Origin of the sequence: Paraburkholderia sp. (assembly GCF_049581445.1) — a bacterium.
In the GTDB taxonomy this organism is placed as follows: domain Bacteria; phylum Pseudomonadota; class Gammaproteobacteria; order Burkholderiales; family Burkholderiaceae; genus Paraburkholderia.
Genome location: NZ_JBAURZ010000277.1, coordinates 1 through 19,694, shown reverse-complemented (window position 1 = coordinate 19,694; position 19,694 = coordinate 1). Strand labels below are relative to the sequence as shown.

Genomic DNA, 19,694 nt, shown 5'->3' with positions numbered 1-19,694 from the left:
ATCCAGCAGGACGGCGACGAGTGGCAGCGCAGCGGCGGCGGCTCCGGTACCGAAGAGGATTACCCGTGGCGGACCCGGCTCACCCTGTCGTTGCCGCTGCTTGGCACGGTAGACGCAGAACTGACGCTCACCGGCACGCGGCTCGCAGCGCGTGTGCTGGCGAGTCCGCTCGGTGCGGCGCGGCTCACGGAGCAAAGCGAGGGGTTTCGTCAGCGGCTTGCTGCGGCAGGCATCCAGTTGAGCGGCTTGTCGATCCGTGAGGTGGGCGGTGGCGTGCCGGGAAGCGTGTTTAATCCGGCCGCGGCCGCCGCTGCGCAGGCCGCAGCCTCGGCTTATGCGCGCTCGGTACCGTCGGCCGAAACTTCGGTCGCGGCCCCGCGAGGCAGCCGGCCCGAGCGCGTAGCGCGTGCGCAGCATCCCGTCCATAAGTCGGACAACGATTTCGATTGGGACATGTGATGAGTCGCACCGCACGCCGCAGCGCAGCCGCGCTCGTTTATGACGCGAAGGGCAACGACCGCGCGCCCCGCGTGGTCGCCAAAGGTTATGGGCTTGTCGCCGAGATGATCGTGCAGCGGGCGAAGGAAGCGGGCCTCTACGTCCACGAGGCGCCCGAAATGGTGTCGCTGCTGATGCAGGTGGATCTTGACGCGCGTATTCCGCCGCAGCTTTATCAGGCGGTGGCCGAATTGCTTGCGTGGTTGCATCGGCTGGAAAGCGGCGCGGCCGACGAGACGCCGTCGACCGCGGTCGAGGTGGTAAGCGAGGCTACGGTCTCCGCTGCACCCGTCGAATCAGTGGATGAGCCAGACGGTCTCTAAAACCGCAGCATCAATTTCAGCAATGCTCTGACGCGCTTGCCGTACGGCGGGGCGATCAGTCCGCGCGTGTTCCAGCGCGCCTGCGTCAGCACCGGCTTCATCTTCGAGAAGGTCACGAAGCCTTCGTAGCCGTGATACGCGCCCATTCCGCTTGCACCGACACCGCCGAACGGCAGACTCTCGCAGGCCAGGTGCATCAGCGTTTCATTGACCGCCATGCCGCCCGCGATGGTTTCCTGCTCGACGCGGCGGATGGTCGCCGCGTCGTCGTCGTACAGATAGAGCGCGAGCGGGCGCGGGCGGGCGTTGATCCAGGTGATCGCGTCGTCAAGCGTGTCGTAGGGAACGATTGGCAGTAGCGGTCCAAAAATCTCCTCCTGCATCAGCGCCGATTCGTCAGGCGCGCCCGTCACCGCGATCAGCGGGAAGCGCCGTGCAGCGGGGTCAGCCGCGCCGTCCGAGAGCAGATGGAGTTGTGCGCCGGCCGCTTCGGCTTCGTCAGCGAGGCGCTGCAGGCGCGCGAAGTGGCGCTCGGAAATGATCGACGTGTAGTCCCGGTTGTGCGCGAAATCTGGGTACATCGCCGTCATCCGCGCCCGGGCGCGTTCGATGAACGCCTGCTCGCGTCCGCGCGGCACCAGCACGTAGTCCGGCGCGACACAGGTCTGCCCCGCATTCAATGTCTTGCCGGCGACGAGGTTGTCCACCGCGTTATCGAAGCGTGCATGCGGCCCGACGATAGCCGGAGACTTCCCGCCGAGTTCGAGCGTCACGGGCGTCAGATTGTCGGCGGCGGCGCGCATCACCTCGTGGCCCACCTTTGTCGAGCCGGTAAACAGCAGGTGATCGAAGGGTTGCGCGCTGAATGCGGCGGCGAGCGCGGCATCGCCGTTGACGACCGCGACGTGATCGCGCGCGAAAGTTTGAGCGATCAGTTGTTCGAACAATGCCGAGGTGCGCGGCGTCAGTTCCGACATCTTGATGATGGCGCGGTTGCCTGCGGTGAGCGCACTCACCAATGGGCCGGCAGCGAGCAGCATCGGATAATTCCACGGCACGATGATGCCGACGACGCCAAGCGGCTGCGGAATCACTTTAGAGCGTGCGGGTCGCAGCCACTTGTTGGTGCTGCGCCGCTGCGTCTTCATCCAGCGCTTGCCGTGCTTGAGCGCCCCGTCGATTTCGCCTTTCAGCACCAGAAATTCCGCGAGCAGGATCTCTTCCTTGGCGCGATTGCCGAAGTCGGCGTTCATCGCGTCGGCGAGCGCGTCGCGATGATCAAGGAGCAACGCACGCAGTGCTTTCAAATGCGTCGCCCGCGTCTCCCATGACGGATACGGTGCGCGCAGATAAGCCTGACGCTGCTCACGCAGCAGGCCTTCGAGCGCGGCAATCTCCGGCAAATCGTTCTTCATGCTCTCTCCCTTGATGGATGTCGGTGCGCGGTTGGCCGCGCTTATCGTATGGTTGTGTGACTTGTCTGGTCGATGCGGCGAGCGGGTGAAACGGCCGCATGCCACACATCAAGCCATGAAGGCGCGCTCGACGATTGCTCCGTGATCGAACGCGGCGGGCAACGTGCCGTACACGCGACCGCTTTCACCGCAGCCGTCGGCAAGCCTTGTCGCAATGAACGCATCGGCCACCTGTGCGGGCGCGTGCTGCACCAGCAAGGTAGCCTGAGCGATCAGCACGATCTGCTGCGCGATGCGGCGTGCGGAGGCCTCGCGTGTTTCAGGCGGCCCGTTGAGCGTGGCCGCCAGCCTTTCGAGCGCCGCAGCTAGCGCGGGGTGCCCTTGCGCATCTGCCCGCCATGTTGCGAACAGCGCTTGCGCGGCATCCGCCTCGCGCTCGATGGCCCGCAGCACGTCGAGGCACATGACGTTGCCCGAACCTTCCCAGATTGAATTGACCGGTGCTTCGCGATAGAAGCGCGCCATCGGGCCTTCTTCGACGTAGCCGTTGCCGCCCCAGACTTCCATGGCCTCACCGGTGAATTCGAGTGTGCGCTTGCAGACCCAGTATTTCGCGGCTGGCGTGACGATGCGACGCCACGCGCGTTCTTCAGGGACGCTCGCGGCGTCTTCAAAGGCGTGGGCGAGGCGCATGAACAGCACCGTCGCGGCTTCGGACTCCAGCGCGAGATCGGCGAGCACGTTGCGCATCAGCGGTTGGTCGGCAAGGTGTCGGCCGAAGGCACTGCGATGCCGCGCGTGGTGAATCGCCTGAACCAGTGCCGCACGCATCAGCGCGGCGCTGCCAATCACGCAATCGAGTCGCGTGTAGTTGGCCATTTCGATGATGGTCGGCACACCGCGCCCTTCTTCGCCAATCAGGATGCCGAAGGCGTCGAGGAATTCGACTTCGCTACTTGCGTTCGAACGGTTGCCGAGCTTGTCCTTCAGACGCTGGATCTGCACGGCGTTTTTGCTGCCGTCCGGTGCGAAGCGCGGTACGTAGAAGCACGACAGGCCTTCGTGATCCTCGGTGCGCGCGAGCACCAGGTGGGCATCGCACTGCGGCGCGGAGAAGAACCACTTGTGGCCGAGTAGCCGGTATTCGGCACCGCGACCGCTGCCGCGTGTGGCGAACGCGCGGGTCTGGTTGCTGCGCACGTCCGAGCCGCCCTGTTTTTCGGTCATGCCCATGCCGATCATCGCCGAACGCTTTTGCGTAAGCGGAAGGTCGCGTGGATCGTGTTCACGCGCGTAGAGTTTTTCGCGCAATGTCTCGAACAGGGCAGGCTCGCGTTGCAGCACCGAAATGCTGGCGAAGGTCATGGTGAGCGGACACAGCGAGCCCGATTCGATTTGCGCATGCAGGAAATATCCGGCGCAGCGTGCGACCATTGCGCCGCGTTGCGGATCGGAAAACGGTAGCGCATGCAATCCCTCACGCCGCAGTGAGGACAGCAGCGTGTGCCATGCCGGATGAAATTCGAGTGCGTCGATGCGCTCGCCGCGCGGACTAAAGGTGAACAGTTCCGGTTTATGGCGATTCGCCAGCTCCGCCGCCGCGAGGATGTCGGGCGTGGTGAGCGCCGCGCCATCGCGCAACAAGGCGTCGCGATGCCAGGGCGCGCCTTCGCGATCGAGCGCGGCAACGAGGGTGGTATCACTGGCAAAGAGGTTGTAGTCCGCAAGCGGCGGAACCTGATTGGTGACGTCGTGCGTCTTTCCGGGGTGGTGCCGTTCCATCTGCTGTCTCCGTTTGCTCCGATTGCTTTGTCTACCGGATGCTTGCAGTGCATTGATCGTGTGCACTGTTTGATTGTCTGCTGCATTGCGCGCTGGCACGAAACGAATGCTTTGAACTGCGTTTGAATTTGGGGCGTCTGCTGGGAGCGAGTTGCGTGCGCTGTAGCCAATCGCCCCTAATCTGGTTCGCCGGGCGAGCGGCCCCGACGGTCTTATCTGGGCATCCACCACCTTTCATAATAGGGGTGCGGCGCCGGTCCAGTTTAGAGGGAACGCTCTGCCGAGAAGCGGCCGCTTCGGCGCAACGCTCCCTACAATGCGCAGAAAACACACGTAGACAAGTGTGCGCGAGACAGCAGGCGCCAGCAACGGGCCTGGAATCAGGAGGAACGCATGCAATACGACTACATCATCGTAGGGGCGGGGTCGGGCGGCTGTTCACTGGCGAGCCGTCTCGCGGACAAATGCCCCGATGCAACGATCGCGCTGATCGAAGCCGGCCCGCATACGGACCGCAATCTCTTCGTCAACATGCCGGTCGGCGTGGCGGTGGTAGTCCCCACCAAGCTCAAGACCAATTACGGCTACGAGACCGAGCCGCAACCGGGGCTCGCTGGCCGGCGCGGCTACCAGCCACGAGGCCGCGGCCTGGGCGGTTCGAGCGCGATCAATGCGATGGTTTACACGCGCGGTCATCCGCTCGATTACGACGAATGGGCGCAGTTAGGCTGTCACGGCTGGTCGTGGACCGACGTGTTGCAGTACTTTCGCCGCTCGGAAGGCAACGAGCGCGGTGCCGATGCGTGGCACGGGGCCGATGGGCCGCTGACGGTCAGCGATCTGCGCTTTCGTAATCCGTTCTCGGAGCGTTTCGTGCAGGCAGCGCAGGAAGCGGGCCATCGGCTGAACACCGATTTCAACGGGCCGGATCAGGAAGGGATTGGCTTCTATCAGGTCACGCAGCGCGACGGACGCCGTTGCAGCGTGGCGCGTGCCTATGTCTATGATCGCGCGCGGCCGAATCTGCACACGCTGACTGATGCGACCGTGTTGCGCGTGACGTTTGACGGCAAAGCGGCGAACGACGTCGAAATCGTGCGCGGTGGACGCGTCGAAACGCTCGCGGCGCGCGCTGAGGTGATTCTCGCGGCGGGCGCGTTCAATTCACCGCAACTGCTGATGTGCTCGGGCATCGGACCAGCGGCGCATCTGCAGTCGCTCGGTGTGCCGGTGATCCACGATGCACCGCAGGTGGGTCAGAACCTGACCGATCACATCGACTTTACGATCAACAAGCGGGTGGCGTCGATCGAACCGACCGGCTTTTCTGTGCGCGGCATCGCTCGCATGCTTCCGCAGTTTCTGACCTTCACGCGGCACGGCAAAGGCATGCTGTCGAGCAACGTCGCGGAGGCAGGCGGCTTTCTGAAGAGTCGGCCCACGCTGGATCGGCCGGATCTGCAATTGCATTTTTGCGCCGCTCTCGTCGATGACCACAACCGTCATCTGCACTGGGGCCACGGCTATTCTCTGCACGTGTGCGTGCTGCGTCCGCATAGCCGGGGGACGGTCACGCTCGCGAGCGCCGATGCACGCGCGGCGCCGCTGATCGATCCGCGCTTCCTGAGCGATGCGCGCGACCTGGATCTGCTGGTGGAAGGCGCGCATATCGCGCAGGGCATTCTCGATGCGCCGTCGCTTTCGATGCACGGTGGCAAGGAGTTGTACACCCGTGCGGGGCAAAGTGAAGCGGAGTTGCGCGCCACGATTGCCGCGCATGCGGATACGATCTACCACCCGGTGGGCACCTGCCGGATGGGCAGCGATGCGGCGTCCGTGGTCGATCCGCAACTGCGAGTACGTGGGGTGTCGCGCCTGCGGATCGTCGATGCATCAGTGATGCCTACGCTGATTGGCGGCAATACGAACGCACCAACGGTGATGATCGGTGAGCGGGCCGCAGAATTCATTGCGGCGGCGCGCAGCGGTGGCTTGTCCGCGTCGCTTGGCATGACGGCGGGCGCCGTGGTTTGAGCGGACGTTTTCTGGTTGTTTAGATATTTTCCAAAGCGGCGAAATTACGCGCGGCGTGCCTCGCGAATGGCGGGCTGCGTTTCTAGCTTAATTACGCAGTTTTAAATCAGATTATCTCGACATCGTTTGACAGATTAATCCCACGGCCGAGCCAAAATTGCTCTCTGGTCCCTGTAGGACCTGGCTCGGAGATCTACGAATTTTCAAGAGAAAGACTGGAAATCACGAAAGTCTCCGATTTGATCGGGTTTTATGTCATTAATCGTACTGACTAATTTTTGAGATTTTCACGCCCCTATAATTTTGCGGCGAAAAGAGCGTGTCATGTGGCGCGTTCAGAAATTCAAGGAAATGAGTCGATGAGTATTAATGTCGTTCAACTGATTCAGTCCGCGCTGTCAGACGCAGTCGTGCGGCAACTGTCCGGACGCATCGGACTGCCGACTGACGCAACCGTGAAGGTGATTGGCGCGGCTGCGCCAGCGCTGGTCGCAGCGCTGATGCAAAAGGGCTCGACGCTGGAAGGCGCGCGCTCGTTGTTCACGACGATCATGTCGCCGGACGTCAACGCACACATCGGCGAACAGCTGCCGCAATTGCTCTCTAGCACCGCCGGCATGAGCCAGCTCGAAGGGGCAGGTCGTCAGTTGCTGGAGCGCGTGATCGATCGGCGGGTCGAAGGTTTGAGTGACGCCGTCTCTGCCCAGACCTATGTTCCCGTCCAAACCACGCACGCGCTGACCGGCATCATTGGCGCCACGCTGCTGGGTGTCCTGAAGCGCCATTTCCTCGAAGGTCAGGGCAACGTCGGCCAACTGCCGACGCTGCTGGGACATCAATTGCCGACTATCACGGCGCACCTGAACGACGGCCTGCTGTCGGCGCTTGGTCTGGGTGGTGTTGCCGCGTTCATGGGTACCATTCTCACGCAACTGAAGGCGGTATCCGCTCATATCGACCATCCGGTCGCGCCGGCCACGCCGGTGACGCACGCGTCGCAAACCCCGCAGGCCGCCCCGCGTGTTCCGGTCGACGCCGTGTTGCGCGAAGAGCGCCGCTCGCATACGTGGTTGTGGTGGCTGCTGGCCGCGATTGCCGCCGTGCTTGCGTTCCTGTTCCTGCGAGGTTGCCATAACGATCAAGGCGCCCTGGTTGCCGAACCGGCCCAGCAGGCCGCTTCCGCGCCAGTTGTGGCTTCTGCAGCCGCGGTGGCGTCGGGGTCTGTTGGGGTTTCTGCACCTGAGGCGGCCGCTGCGGCTTCCGCGCCTGACGTTGTTGCCTCAGCGAGCGCAGCCTCGGCTACCTTCGCAAGCGCGACCGAAGCGCAACAACCGGCCGCCGCTCCGGCGCCAACCAAGGACAGCCAACTGACGTTTGCGGTGGATTCGGCCGGCAAGCCCACGCTGAATGCGACGCTCGGCAGCGAAGCCGAGAAGGCGGCATTGCTCGACGCGCTGACGAAGAAGTTCGGCGCTGACCACTTCACCGCGAATATCAATGTCGACGCCGACACCAAGCCTGCCGACTGGCTCGCGCATGTCGCCACCTTGCTGCCGCTCATGGCATTGCCGGGCGCCGAAGTGAAGGTGAACGGGGCGCACATCGAACTGAGCGGCGCCGCAGCGAACGTCAAGCTTGGCTGGTTAGACCGCTTGAAGTCACTGTTCGGCGCGTCGTATGAAATTGGTTCGTTCAATGTCGATCAAGCCGTGGCCGACGCGACGCAGTCGTTTCGCAGCGCCATCAAGGGCCTGCTCGCACCGGACAGCTCGTGTACGACGGCCGACGTCGTCAAGGTGCTGAACCTGCAAGTCATCAACTTTACGAGCGCCAGCGCCCACGTGCCGGCATCGGCGGTTGACGACCTGCGCCAGTCGGCGCAAGGGCTGATGGCTTGCGCCCACAATGGCAAGGCAGCGAAGCTCGAAGTCGCGGGTTATTCGGACAATGTCGGCGGCGCACAGGCTAATCTTCAACTCTCGAAGCAGCGTGCTGAATCGGTTCGCGCATTTCTCGTGAAAACGGGTGTGCCGGGTGACTCGCTGACGGCGCGAGGCTACGGCGCTGTACGTCCGGTGGCGAGCAACGAAACCGCTAGCGGCCGCTTCGCGAACCGTCGCATTGAGTTCGTCGAACTTCAGCAACAGTAAGTGGCGCGCAAGTTAAACCGCAGCGCTTGAGATGCCGTCCGGCGTGAGCCGGGCGGCATCATTTATTGATGCGGCGTTTCCGGTGCCATGCCGCTAATGCCGATATCGGGCCAATGCATCAGATCGTCTCCCGCCTGCGCGTGCAGCGTTTCGCGCGCCACGTCGAGCCAGGCGCGGGCCGCATGCGAGAGATAGCCGTTACGCCGCCAGCCAATCGCCATCTCCCATGGAATCTCAGGTTTGACCACCGGCCGGCAGGTGAAACGCGTGACATCCAGCCGCCGGCAGTACGGCGCGGGCAGCAGCGCAACGCCCACGCCCGCCAGTACCAGCGCTGCCATGAAATCCCAGTGTCCGCTGCGTCCTACGATGGTCGGCGCAAAACCTGCGGCACGGCATGCGTTCAGCACCACATCATTGAGCGCGAGGCTTTCGCCGTAGAACACGAATGGTTCGCCGGACAGATCCAGCAGCGGCACCTGCTGTAAAGCGTCCCAACGCGAGCCACGGCAGGCCACCAGCCAGAGCAACTGGTGGGTGATTGGTAACACCTCGATGTTCTCGGGATCCACCGGTTGCAACACACCGCCCAGTTCCAGTTCACCGTTGATGAGCGCGGTTTCGATCGCACGTGAACCCTGCTCGAACAGCTTGAGCTCGATCTTCGGATAGCGTTGCCTGAAAGCGGCGATGGCGGGTGTGAACAGTGAGCCGCCCATCGGCGGGATGCCAATGGTGAGCTCGCCGCGTCCCAGGGTGCCCAGATCGTTCAATTCCGCTTGCAGTTGCGCGTGCGCGGCAAGCACGTCCAGGCCGCGCTGATAGACGATGCGCCCCGCGTCGGTGAGCACCATCTGGCGGCCGTCGCGCAGCAATAGCGGCGAACCGATCTCGTCCTCGAGCGATTTCACCATCTTGCTGATGGTCGGCTGCGTCACGAACATATGTTCCGCGGCCGCAGTGAAGCTTTGCTGGCGCACGACTTCGACGAAATAGCGGAGAGCACGGAGTTCCACGATTTCAGGCTCCAGAATTCCAATATGGAATGGGTTTGGGGACGGTCAGTCATTATATTTATGTTGCGACGCAGGGAAAAGCAATGCGTGCGGCGACGCGCGAGGCAACCGTTTTCAGGATGGGCGCCGGCGCAAGCCAACTATGATTGACACCCCGTTGAGATCGCTTCCGTCTTTGCCTTCCGTTCGCAATGGCGCTCCTGATTCTCGAATCTACTTGCTTTTTTTTCGCTGCCGCGCCGAATTTCATGCTGCCTGTGTCGATCGTCATCCCCTGCTATAACGCCGCCGCGACGCTGGCTCGCACGCTCGAAAGTTGCCTGATTCAGCCCGAAGCCGCGCAGATCATCGTCGTGGACGACGGCTCCGGTGATGATTCGATGGACGTTGTCCGTCAGTATGGCGAGCGCGATGCACGCGTCGGTCTGCTGCAGATGCCTGTGAACGGCGGCGCGGCGCGGGCGCGCAACTGGGGGGCGATGCATGCCAGTGAATCGGTGCTAGCCTTTATCGACGCGGATGACGAGTACCTGCCTGGCGCGCTGGCTGCGGCGAGCGGTTATCTGGAATGCCACCCCACGGAGGCCGCGGTCCGGCTCGATGTGGAGTTCACCAACTTCCCGGCCGACATCACCGGCCATGCCGAGTTCGATTCGCTCAGTTCAACGCTCAGCAACACGGTGCCGAGCAGCCTGATCATTCGGCGGCCTGCTTTCATGGCCCTAGGTGGCTTTCCGATGGACGCCTTCTTTCGCCGCAACGGTGGCGAAGATGGCGCGTTTTCGTGGGCCCTGCGCGAATTGTTCGGTAACGCCCGTTTGATCGATGCCCGGCGTGTGCGAATGCACTACCACCCGGGCATCCACGCTGAACGCTACTTCCGGATTTTCATGGGTGAGCAGCAGCCGCGTCCCGAGGACGTTGACGAGGCGTTTCGCCTTTCTGAGGCGTTCGTTAAAGCCGCCACGGCCAATGTGGTCCAACTGCGCGGGTTCAGCGTGCCAAACCACACGCCGCCCACGTCGGGTCGCTAGGGCGTCGCACGGCGGCCGCGGAGTGCGGCGGCCCCAGCCGTCACCCGAATTCATCTTGATTTGCTACAATCGCGCTTCGTCTCCGAGGAGCGTTGCGACGGGCCCGCGAATCTGCATTCGCAGGCAGCCCGCCAGGCTCGGAGGCTTTCAATCGGACGGCCTGATCGCGCCATGCGCTTTCTTCAACCACCGCATCGAACGGCGCTCACGTCAAATTTCTAGTCATTTTTAGAAAGGAGGGCGTGATGAACGCCGCAGTCTACGATTCCAAAGATTCCAAGGATTACCTCGTTGCGGACCTGTCGCTTGCCGACTGGGGTCGCAAGGAACTGAACATCGCCGAGACCGAAATGCCCGGTCTCATGCAGACGCGCGAAGAGTACAAGGCGCAGCAGCCGTTGAAGGGCGCGCGCATTGCCGGTTCGCTGCACATGACGATCCAGACGGGTGTGCTGATCGAAACGCTGACGGCGCTTGGCGCTGACGTGCGTTGGGCATCGTGCAACATCTTCTCGACCCAGGACCATGCTGCTGCGGCCATCGCCAAGGCCGGCACGCCGGTGTTCGCATTCAAGGGCGAGTCGCTCGACGAATACTGGGAATTCTCGCACCGCATTTTCGAATGGCCGAATGGCGAATTCGCCAACATGATCCTCGACGATGGCGGCGACGCCACGTTGCTGCTGATCCTCGGCTCGAAGGCTGAAAAGGACCGCTCGGTCATCGCCAAGCCGACCAACGAAGAAGAAGTCGCCCTGTACAAGTCGATTGCTGCCCACCTCGACGCAGATCCGACGTGGTACTCGACGCGTCTCGCGCATATCAAGGGCGTGACCGAAGAAACGACCACGGGCGTGCATCGTCTGTATCAGATGGAGAAGGAAGGCCGTCTGCCGTTCCCTGCCATCAACGTGAACGATTCGGTCACGAAGTCGAAGTTCGACAATCTGTATGGCTGCCGTGAGTCGCTGGTGGACGGCATCAAGCGCGCGACTGACGTGATGATCGCCGGCAAGATCGCCGTGGTCGCAGGTTACGGCGACGTGGGCAAGGGCTGCGCGCAATCGCTGCGTGGCCTGGGCGCGACCGTGTGGGTGACGGAAATCGATCCGATCTGCGCACTGCAAGCCGCGATGGAAGGCTACCGCGTCGTGACGATGGAATACGCTGCTGACAAGGCCGACATCTTCGTGACCGCGACCGGCAACTTCCACGTGATCGGCCACGATCACATGAAGGCGATGCGCAACAACGCGATCGTCTGCAATATCGGTCACTTCGATTCGGAAATCGACATCGCGTCGACCCGTCAGTACGAGTGGGACAACATCAAGCCGCAAGTCGACCACATCATTTTCCCGGACGGCAAGCGCGTCATCCTGCTGGCTGAAGGCCGCCTCGTGAACCTGGGTTGCGCAACCGGCCACCCGTCGTTCGTGATGTCGAACTCGTTCACCAACCAGACGCTCGCGCAGATCGAACTGTTCACCGAAGGCTCGAAATACGAGAACAAGGTGTACGTGCTGCCGAAGCATCTCGACGAGAAAGTCGCACGCCTGCATCTGGCGCGCATCGGTGTGAACCTGACCGTGCTGTCGGATGAGCAGGCGGGCTACATCGGCGTCGACAAGAACGGTCCGTTCAAGCCGAACCACTACCGTTACTAAGCAGGTTCGCAGCAGGCAGAAAAGCGGGCATCGGCGGTGGCGACGTGATACACGTTGCCATCGGCTCCCGCTGCCGTTTGCCATCACGGCAGCGGCGACCGGCATGCAGTAATGGCCGGCCCGTCGTGACGCGCGGTGGTGACCGCAACGTCTGCCTGCTCCGCTCAATCATGGACTTCCAGCCTAAGAGGAGCTTTACATGACCGTGCTGCTGACCTGGGTGATCAATGCGCTCGCGCTTCTGATCATCACGTACCTCGTGCCTTCGATTCACATCCGCAGCTTTGGCACCGCGCTGATCGTCGCGGTGGTGCTCGGCCTGATTAACGCCGTGCTGCGCCCGGTGCTGATCCTGCTCACGCTGCCCGTGACGATTCTCACGCTGGGCCTCTTCATTCTGGTGGTCAATGCGCTGTGCTTCTGGCTGTGCGCGTCGCTGCTGAAGGGGTTCGAAGTGTCGGGGTTCTGGTCCGCGTTTTTTGGCTCGATCCTGTACAGCATTGTTTCGTGGCTGCTGTCCGCGCTCATCTTCGGCAATCGTAGTATCGGCTGAAGTGGGCTGTACTTTTACCTGGGCGATTGAGTCATGATTCCGCTCGAACTTTCATTCGAATTTTTCCCACCGAAGACGCCCGATGGCGTCGAGAAGCTGCGTGCCACGCGCGCGCAACTCGCGACGCTCAAGCCGAAGTTCGTCTCCGTTACCTTCGGCGCTGGCGGCTCGACGCAGCGGGGCACGCTCGATACCGTCATCGATATGGCGAAGGATGGGCTTCAGGCGGCGCCGCATCTGTCGTGCATCGGCTCGTCAAAAGAGAGCCTGCGGGCGATCCTCAACGAGTATCGGGATCACGGCATCCGCCATATCGTCGCGCTGCGCGGTGACCTGCCGTCCGGCATGGGTGAGGTCGGCGAACTGCGCTACGCGTCGGAACTGGTGAGCTTTATCCGCGCCGAGTTTGGCGACTGGTTCTGGATCGAGGTGGCGGGCTATCCCGAGTATCACCCGCAGGCGCGCTCGCCGCGTCATGACCTCGAGAACTTTGCCCGAAAGGTGAAGGCAGGGGCCAATTCGGCGATCACGCAGTACTTTTTCAACGCGGATGCGTATTTCCGCTTTGTCGACGACGCCCGCAAGCTGGGTGTCGACGTGCCGATCGTGCCCGGCATCATGCCGATCACGAACTTCTCGCAGTTGATGCGTTTCTCCGAGATGTGCGGTGCAGAAGTGCCGCGCTGGGTGGCGCGCCAGCTCGAGAGCTTCGGTGACGACCGCGAGTCGATTCGCGCGTTCGGACTGGATGTGGTCACGGACCTGTGCCAGCGTCTCATCGACGCCCGCGTGCCGGGAATACATTTCTACACGCTCAATAACGCAGCCGCCACCAAGGCCATCTGCGAACGGCTGGGCGCATAAGCTTTTTGCTTCACACCGTGCGGTCGATCGGCCGCACGGTGCTCTCCTGCCTCTTCCGCTTCGCCTTCCCGCCCCACGTGCTCGCCTGAAGCCGCGTTCCAATCTGATCGCTTCATTCTTCACGCCGATTGGTGCGGCGCAGCAAACAAAGGCAGCGGACATGCCCCCGTCTCACGCGTGCCGCCCATCAACCCGTCACTCAAGGTCGTTACCAGCTTCGGTATCGACCCGTTTGGCCTCATACAATTCGTCGGCGTCGAAGTGAAATAGAGGAATATCATCGCTTTTGCGCTCGCTTGTCGGTGGATGAACCGCCAGGCGGGCATTGACGCATCGCAATGAAAGGTCAAGAAGTGTTTCCGATCGTGAACAGAGGGATTTTCCTCCGCTTGTTGCAGCGAGCCATGCTTAGTAATATCCCGCTACGCTGGTGAAAGCCGGCCACGAACCTGGAGGAAACATGAAGCAAAACAATCTGTTGCGCGCCGTGCGGATCACGACGCTCGTCGCAGCCGCAGCGGTCTCGATGGTGGGCGCGGGTGTGGCGCATGCCGCGATTCCGAACAAGACCCTGGTCTACTGCTCAGAAGGCAGCCCTGCGGGTTTCGATCCTGCCCAATACACCACGGGCACTGATTTCACGGCTAACACGTTCACCGTTTTTAACCGCCTTGTCGAGTTCGAACGCGGCGGCACCAAGGTCGAACCGGGCCTCGCGGAGAAGTGGGATGTCTCGGCGGACGGCAAGACCTACACGTTCCATCTGCGTCATGGCGTTAAATTCCAGACTACGGCTTACTTCAAGCCGACCCGCGAATTCAACGCGGACGACGTCGTGTTCACGTTCCAGCGCATGCTCGACCCGAGCATGCCGTTCAACAAGGCGTACCCGGCGCAGTTCCCGTACTTCACGGACATGGGCCTCGACAAGCTGATCGACAAGGTTGAAAAGGTCGATCCGTACACCGTGCGCTTTACGTTGAAGGAAGTGAACGCCCCGTTCATCCAGAACATGGCAATGGAGTTCGCGTCCATCCAGTCGGCTGAGTACGCGGATTCCCTGATGAAGGCGGGCAAGGCTGCCGACCTCAACCAGAAGCCAGTCGGCACCGGCCCGTTCATCTTCCGTAGCTATACGAAGGACGCAACGATCCGCTTCGACGGCAATCCGGATTACTGGAAGCCGAACGATGTGAAGATCTCCAAGCTGATCTTCGCGATCACCCCGGATGCAGGCGTGCGGGTGCAGAAACTCAAGCGTGACGAATGCCAGGTGATGAGCTATCCGCGTCCTGCCGACATCGCGCCGCTGAAGGCGGAAAGCAGCATTGCGATGCCGTCGCAGCCGGGCTTCAACCTGGGCTACCTGTCGTATAACGTGCAGCACAAACCGCTCGATAATGTCGATGTGCGCAAGGCGCTCGACATGGCGATCAACAAGAAGGCGATCATCGATTCGGTCTACCAGGGCGCAGGTCAGGCCGCGACGAATCCGATGCCGCCGACGCAGTGGTCGTATGACAAGAGTCTGCCGACGCAGGCTTATGATCCGGCCAAGGCGAAGGAAATGCTTGCGAAGGCGGGTCTGTCCAACGGCTTCGACATTACGCTGTGGGCAATGCCGGTGCAGCGCCCGTATAACCCGAACGCGCGTTTGATGTCGGAGATGATCCAGGCCGACTGGGCGAAGATCGGCGTGCGCGCGAAGATCGTCACGTACGAATGGGGCGAGTACATCAAGCGCGCTCACGCCGGTGAAGACGATACGATGCTGATTGGCTGGACCGGCGACAACGGCGATCCGGACAACTGGCTTGGCACGCTGCTCGGCTGTGAGGCGGTCAACGGCAACAACTTTGGCAAGTGGTGCTACAAGCCGTTTGACGACCTGATCCAGAAGGGCCGCACGACGATCGATCAGGCTCAGCGCACGCAGATCTACACGCAGGCACAGCAGATCTTCGCGCAACAGCTGCCGTTCTCGCCGATCGCGCACTCGACGGTGTATCAGCCGGTCAGCAAGAAGGTGATTGATATGCGTATCGAACCGCTGGGCTATGCGCGCTTCGATGGTGTGGGCGTGCAATAAAAGCTCGCTATAGGGCTCGCCGCGCGCCTGTCATCGCGGCTTGCCGTAAAACTGACGCAGTCCGTTTTTCGCACGGTTAGAAAACTGGTCGAAATGGTCCGGCGACCGGGGTCACAAGCCCTCGTCGCCGGTTGTGTTTTCCGTTCATCAAGACCATAGGACGAACCATGTTCCGCTTCGTTTTGCGCCGCATTGGCATGGTGATACCGACTTTCATCGGCATCACGATCCTTGCGTTTGCGCTCATTCACCTGATACCCGGCGACCCCATCGAAGTGATGATGGGCGAACGCGGTGTCGATCCGGCGATGCACGCCGCCGCCATGCACCGGCTTGGGCTCGATGAGCCGTTACCGATGCAATACATCCACTATGTCGGGCGCGCGGTACATGGCGACCTCGGGATGTCGATCATCACCAATACCAGCGTGATGGATGAATTCCTCGCGCGTTTTCCTGCCACTGTTGAACTGTCGATTTGCGCGATGCTGTTCGCACTGCTTGTCGGGCTGCCGGCTGGCGTGTTCGCCGCGCTGCGGCGCGGCACGGTGGTCGATCACGGCGTGATGGGCACGGCCCTGACCGGCTATTCGATGCCGATCTTCTGGTGGGGCTTGATCCTCATCATGCTGTTCTCGGTGAAGCTCGGCTGGACGCCCGTGTCGGGCCGCATTGCGGTCGAATATGACATTCCGCACGTCACCGGTTTCATGCTGATCGACTCGCTGATGTCCACGGACCAAGGTGCGTTCACGTCTGCCGTGAGTCATCTGATTCTGCCCGCCATCGTGCTTGGCACAATCCCACTGGCGGTGATCGCGCGCATGACGCGCTCATCGATGCTTGAAGTGCTGCGCGAGGATTACATTCGCACGGCGCGCGCGAAGGGCTTGCCACCGGGTCGCGTGATCGTCGTGCACGCGCTGCGCAACGCGCTGATTCCAGTGGTGACGGTGATTGGTTTGCAGGTGGGCACGTTGCTCGCCGGAGCGGTGCTGACGGAAACGCTGTTCTCCTGGCCCGGCGTCGGCAAGTGGCTGATCGATGCGATCAGTCGCCGCGACTATCCAGTCGTGCAGGGCGGTATCCTGATGATTGCCACACTCGTGATCGTCGTGAATCTGATCGTCGATCTGTTGTACGGCGTGTTGAATCCGCGCATTCGCCATACGAGGTAAAAACCGTGGCAGACATACAAAACACAGTCCCCAGCGCGGTCACTCCCCCTAGTGGCCGAGGGATCGCGGCCCGTGAATTCTGGGCAAACTTTTCGCGCAACCGTGGTGCCGTGGTCGCCGGTATCGTCGTGCTGGCGCTGGTCTTCATCGCGATTTTTGCGCCGTTGATCTCGCCGCACAGCCCGATCGAGCAATACCGCGACAACGTGAAAATTCCACCCGCCTGGCTTGACGGCGGCAACTGGAAGTTCGTCCTCGGCACCGACGAAGCGGGCCGCGATATTCTCTCGCGTCTGATGTATGGCGCGCGTCTCTCGTTCTGGATTGGCTTCGTGTCGGTCGTGCTGGCGCTGATTCCAGGTGTCGTGCTTGGCCTTATCGCCGCCTTCTTCGAGAAGTGGGCCGATACGCCCATCATGCGCATCATGGACGTGCTGCTCGCGTTGCCGTCACTACTGCTCGCGGTCGCAGTGGTCGCGATCATCGGTCCGGGCCTGATCAACACGATGCTTGCGATCGCCATCGTTGCGTTACCGGGCTATGTGCGTTTGACTCGTGCGTCGGCGCTTGGTGAACTGCAGAAAGAATACGTGACGGCCTCGCGTGTAGCGGGCGCGGGCACGATGCGCCTGATGTTCTCTCAAGTGCTGCCGAACTGCACTGCACCGCTGATCGTGCAGGCCACACTGGGCTTTTCGTCCGCAATTCTGGATGCCGCCGCACTCGGCTTCCTCGGCCTCGGCGTGCAACCGCCGGCGGCGGAGTGGGGCGCGATGCTGGCTTCGGCGCGCGACTATATCGACAGTGCGTGGTGGATCGTCACCATGCCTGGCCTGTCCATCCTGATCTCGGTGCTGGCGATCAACCTGCTCGGCGACGGGCTGCGTGACGCGCTCGACCCCAAACTGAAACGGATGGCCTGAAATGAGTAATCTACTAACCATCCGTAATCTGGCGGTGAGTTTCGACGGCTTGCCCGCCGTCGACCGCATCAACCTGGACGTGGCGCCGGGCGAAGTAGTGGGTGTCGTGGGCGAGTCCGGTTCGGGCAAGAGCGTGACAATGATGGCGCTGATGGGCCTGATCGATGCACCCGGCAAGGTGAGTGCCGACGAGGTCAGCTTCGACGGCAAGGATCTGCTGAAGGCGTCGCCCAAGGAGCGACGCAAGATCATCGGCAAAGACATCGCGATGGTGTTTCAGGACGCGCTCACGAGTCTTAATCCGAGCTACACGGTCGGCTATCAGATCAAGGAAGTGCTCAAGCTGCACGAAGGGCTGCGCGGGGCCGCGTTGCATCAGCGCACGCTCGAACTGCTCGACCAGGTGGGCATTCCCGATGCAAAGAACCGCATTGCATCGTTCCCGCATCAGATGTCGGGCGGAATGAATCAGCGCGTGATGATCGCAATGGCGGTTGCCTGCAATCCGAAGCTGCTGATTGCGGACGAGCCGACCACCGCACTCGATGTGACGATCCAGGCGCAGATCATGGAGTTGCTGGTGAAGCTGCAGAAGGAACGGGGCATGGCGCTCGTGCTGATCTCGCACGATCTGGCCGTGGTGTCCGAAGTGGCGCAGCGCGTGGCGGTGATGTATGCGGGCGAGGTGATCGAGACCAACAAGGTGCCGGATATCTTCGCCGCGCCGCATCATCCGTATACGGAAGCGCTGCTGGCGGCGATTCCTGAGCACAATGTCGGCGCGGTGCGGCTGGCCGCGCTGCCGGGCATGGTGCCGGGCCGTGACGACCGTCCGAAGGGGTGTCTTTTTGCCCCGCGCTGCAAGTACGTGGTGGACGACTGCATGAAGGCGCGGCCCGCACTGGCGCCGTTGCAGGGTCATACGGAGGTAACCAGGGTACGCTGTATCAAGCCGCTGAACCTGACCGGCGATGCCAACGTCCATACTCAAGGAGGCGCACGATGAATGCAGTACCCGAAACGCGGCGCCCCGCGAGCCAGGCGGGCGACCACGTGCTGGTCGCCGATCAGCTGGCGCGGCACTACTCGGTGCGGCGCGGCATGTTCGGCCACGGCACGGTGAAGGCGTTGAATGGCGTGTCGTTCTCGCTGGACCGCGGCAAGACGCTGGCGGTGGTGGGCGAATCCGGTTGCGGCAAGTCCACGCTCGCACGTCAATTGACGATGATCGAAGCGCCGACCGCCGGCCGTCTGATGATCGACGGTGAAGATGTCGCTGGTGCGGACCACGCGCGGATTGCGGCTTTGCGCCGGCGCGTGCAGATGGTGTTTCAGAATCCGTTTGCGTCGTTGAACCCGCGCAAGACGGTCGAGCAGACGCTCGGCGAGCCGCTTGCTATCAATACGCAATTGAGTGCTGCCGAGCGCGCCGAGCGGATCGCTCAGATGATGCGCACCGTGGGCTTGCGGCCGGAGCATGCCAAACGCTACCCGCATATGTTCTCGGGCGGTCAGCGTCAGCGCGTGGCGATCGCGCGCGCGATGATTCTCGATCCGCAGATTGTGGTCGCTGATGAACCGGTGTCCGCGCTCGATGTGTCGATCCAGGCGCAGATTCTCAATCTGTTCATGGATCTGCAGGAGCAGTTCAAAACCAGCTACGTGTTCATCTCGCACAATCTCTCGGTGGTGGAGCACATTGCCGACGATGTGATGGTGATGTACTTCGGCGGCGTGGTCGAACTGGGCGACAAGGAGCGCATTTTCTCGAAGCCGCGTCATCCGTACACACGGGCGTTGATGTCGGCGACGCCATCGATCTTCGAGGCGGATCGCAGCATCAAGATCAAGCTGCAAGGCGAGATGCCGTCGCCGCTCAATCCACCGGCCGGCTGTACGTTTCATCAACGTTGCCCGTATGTGATCGAGCGCTGCCGCAGCGAGGAACCGAAGCTGCGCGAAGTGGACGGACGTCAGGTGTCGTGCCACCGCGCCGAGGAGGTGGGGGACGTGGATGCCTGAAGCGTTGGCGGCGCGTCGTGTTGCGCGCCGTCTGCGTGGGGGCGGCTTGTGTGCCGCTTTCGCGCGACGCTCGCGAGCCTGGCTGGTGGGTTGTGCCGCGCTCGCTTGCGTCACTCATGGTTCAAGTTGGCCGATCGCTGCGGCGC

General features: G+C 62.1%; 16 protein-coding genes and 1 riboswitch. Of the genes, 13 read left to right on the top strand and 3 right to left on the bottom strand.

The genetic code is table 11. The annotated features are described in order from the left end of the window. Both WCA85_RS23150 and WCA85_RS23145 read left to right on the top strand, forming a co-directional pair. Positions 1-459 (top strand): flagellar hook-length control protein FliK (locus tag WCA85_RS23150; RefSeq protein ID WP_424067185.1); only part of this gene is annotated, 459 nt, incomplete at its 5' end. After that, positions 459-821, top strand: coding sequence for an EscU/YscU/HrcU family type III secretion system export apparatus switch protein (locus WCA85_RS23145; RefSeq protein WP_424067184.1), 363 nt, complete (start codon positions 459-461; stop codon positions 819-821). The genes WCA85_RS23150 and WCA85_RS23145, both read left to right, overlap by 1 nt. Here WCA85_RS23145 and WCA85_RS23140 read toward each other — a convergent pair. Continuing rightward, entirely contained in the window at positions 818-2,236 is a 1,419-nt protein-coding gene (locus tag WCA85_RS23140; protein WP_424067183.1) for a coniferyl aldehyde dehydrogenase, read from the bottom strand. The two genes, WCA85_RS23145 and WCA85_RS23140, sit on opposite strands and share 4 nt — an antisense overlap. Positions 2,237-2,344: 108 nt before the next feature. Further along, complete coding sequence (locus tag WCA85_RS23135) at positions 2,345-4,018, bottom strand: isovaleryl-CoA dehydrogenase (protein ID WP_424067182.1); 1,674 nt, start codon at positions 4,016-4,018, stop codon at positions 2,345-2,347. Between the two features lie 393 nt (positions 4,019-4,411). On the opposite strand from WCA85_RS23135, the gene WCA85_RS23130 reads away from it, so the two are divergent. Next, positions 4,412-6,052: a GMC family oxidoreductase gene (locus WCA85_RS23130; RefSeq protein ID WP_424067181.1), complete on the top strand. Its 1,641-nt coding sequence runs from the start codon at positions 4,412-4,414 to the stop codon at positions 6,050-6,052. Positions 6,053-6,411: 359 nt separating this feature from the next. Further along, on the top strand, positions 6,412-8,202 hold the full coding sequence (locus tag WCA85_RS23125; protein WP_424067180.1) for an OmpA family protein: 1,791 nt from the start codon (positions 6,412-6,414) through the stop codon (positions 8,200-8,202). Between the two features lie 62 nt (positions 8,203-8,264). Here WCA85_RS23125 and WCA85_RS23120 read toward each other — a convergent pair whose 3' ends face one another. Continuing rightward, positions 8,265-9,218, bottom strand: a complete 954-nt coding sequence (locus WCA85_RS23120) for a LysR substrate-binding domain-containing protein (protein WP_424067179.1) — start codon at positions 9,216-9,218, stop codon at positions 8,265-8,267. A 248-nt stretch (positions 9,219-9,466) separates the two neighbouring features. Between WCA85_RS23120 and WCA85_RS23115 the strand changes: the two genes are divergently transcribed. The 9 genes from WCA85_RS23115 to WCA85_RS23075 all read left to right on the top strand — a co-directional run bounded on the left by WCA85_RS23115 (position 9,467) and on the right by WCA85_RS23075 (position 19,548). Further along, complete coding sequence (locus WCA85_RS23115) at positions 9,467-10,252, top strand: glycosyltransferase family 2 protein (protein WP_424067178.1); 786 nt, start codon at positions 9,467-9,469, stop codon at positions 10,250-10,252. Between the two features lie 78 nt (positions 10,253-10,330). Continuing rightward, positions 10,331-10,466, top strand: a riboswitch (S-adenosyl-L-homocysteine riboswitch). 31 nt (positions 10,467-10,497) lie between these two features. Continuing rightward, positions 10,498-11,919: an adenosylhomocysteinase gene (gene ahcY, locus WCA85_RS23110; RefSeq protein WP_424067177.1), complete on the top strand. Its 1,422-nt coding sequence runs from the start codon at positions 10,498-10,500 to the stop codon at positions 11,917-11,919. A gap of 199 nt (positions 11,920-12,118) precedes the next feature. Continuing rightward, positions 12,119-12,472 (top strand): phage holin family protein, encoded by a 354-nt coding sequence (locus WCA85_RS23105; protein WP_079498750.1) that lies wholly within the window; start codon positions 12,119-12,121, stop codon positions 12,470-12,472. Between the two features lie 33 nt (positions 12,473-12,505). Further along, positions 12,506-13,336, top strand: coding sequence for a methylenetetrahydrofolate reductase [NAD(P)H] (metF, locus tag WCA85_RS23100; protein ID WP_424067176.1), 831 nt, complete (start codon positions 12,506-12,508; stop codon positions 13,334-13,336). Positions 13,337-13,796: 460 nt separating this feature from the next. Further along, positions 13,797-15,425, top strand: coding sequence for an ABC transporter substrate-binding protein (locus WCA85_RS23095; RefSeq protein WP_424067175.1), 1,629 nt, complete (start codon positions 13,797-13,799; stop codon positions 15,423-15,425). Positions 15,426-15,592: 167 nt separating this feature from the next. After that, positions 15,593-16,603: an ABC transporter permease subunit gene (locus tag WCA85_RS23090; RefSeq protein WP_424067174.1), complete on the top strand. Its 1,011-nt coding sequence runs from the start codon at positions 15,593-15,595 to the stop codon at positions 16,601-16,603. A gap of 5 nt (positions 16,604-16,608) precedes the next feature. After that, positions 16,609-17,526 (top strand): ABC transporter permease subunit, encoded by a 918-nt coding sequence (locus WCA85_RS23085; RefSeq protein ID WP_424067173.1) that lies wholly within the window; start codon positions 16,609-16,611, stop codon positions 17,524-17,526. 1 nt (position 17,527) lies between these two features. Next, entirely contained in the window at positions 17,528-18,532 is a 1,005-nt protein-coding gene (locus WCA85_RS23080; RefSeq protein WP_424067172.1) for an ABC transporter ATP-binding protein, read from the top strand. Beyond that, entirely contained in the window at positions 18,529-19,548 is a 1,020-nt protein-coding gene (locus WCA85_RS23075) for a peptide ABC transporter ATP-binding protein (protein ID WP_424067171.1), read from the top strand. The genes WCA85_RS23080 and WCA85_RS23075 overlap by 4 nt, the downstream gene beginning before the upstream one ends. The last annotated feature ends 146 nt before the right edge of the window (positions 19,549-19,694 follow it).

Excerpts from the sequence above, each read along its gene's own strand:
- WCA85_RS23075 (WP_424067171.1), top strand. The coding sequence starts at position 18,529 with ATGAATGCAGTACCCGAAACGCGGCGCCCCGCGAGCCAGGCGGGCGAC.
- ahcY (WP_424067177.1), top strand. The coding sequence starts at position 10,498 with ATGAACGCCGCAGTCTACGATTCCAAAGATTCCAAGGATTACCTCGTT.
- WCA85_RS23135 (WP_424067182.1), bottom strand. The coding sequence starts at position 4,018 with ATGGAACGGCACCACCCCGGAAAGACGCACGACGTCACCAATCAGGTT.
- WCA85_RS23115 (WP_424067178.1), top strand. The coding sequence starts at position 9,467 with ATGCTGCCTGTGTCGATCGTCATCCCCTGCTATAACGCCGCCGCGACG.
- WCA85_RS23105 (WP_079498750.1), top strand. The coding sequence starts at position 12,119 with ATGACCGTGCTGCTGACCTGGGTGATCAATGCGCTCGCGCTTCTGATC.
- WCA85_RS23125 (WP_424067180.1), top strand. The coding sequence starts at position 6,412 with ATGAGTATTAATGTCGTTCAACTGATTCAGTCCGCGCTGTCAGACGCA.
- WCA85_RS23090 (WP_424067174.1), top strand. The coding sequence starts at position 15,593 with ATGTTCCGCTTCGTTTTGCGCCGCATTGGCATGGTGATACCGACTTTC.
- WCA85_RS23130 (WP_424067181.1), top strand. The coding sequence starts at position 4,412 with ATGCAATACGACTACATCATCGTAGGGGCGGGGTCGGGCGGCTGTTCA.
- metF (WP_424067176.1), top strand. The coding sequence starts at position 12,506 with ATGATTCCGCTCGAACTTTCATTCGAATTTTTCCCACCGAAGACGCCC.
- WCA85_RS23140 (WP_424067183.1), bottom strand. The coding sequence starts at position 2,236 with ATGAAGAACGATTTGCCGGAGATTGCCGCGCTCGAAGGCCTGCTGCGT.
- WCA85_RS23095 (WP_424067175.1), top strand. The coding sequence starts at position 13,797 with ATGAAGCAAAACAATCTGTTGCGCGCCGTGCGGATCACGACGCTCGTC.
- WCA85_RS23145 (WP_424067184.1), top strand. The coding sequence starts at position 459 with ATGAGTCGCACCGCACGCCGCAGCGCAGCCGCGCTCGTTTATGACGCG.
- WCA85_RS23080 (WP_424067172.1), top strand. The coding sequence starts at position 17,528 with ATGAGTAATCTACTAACCATCCGTAATCTGGCGGTGAGTTTCGACGGC.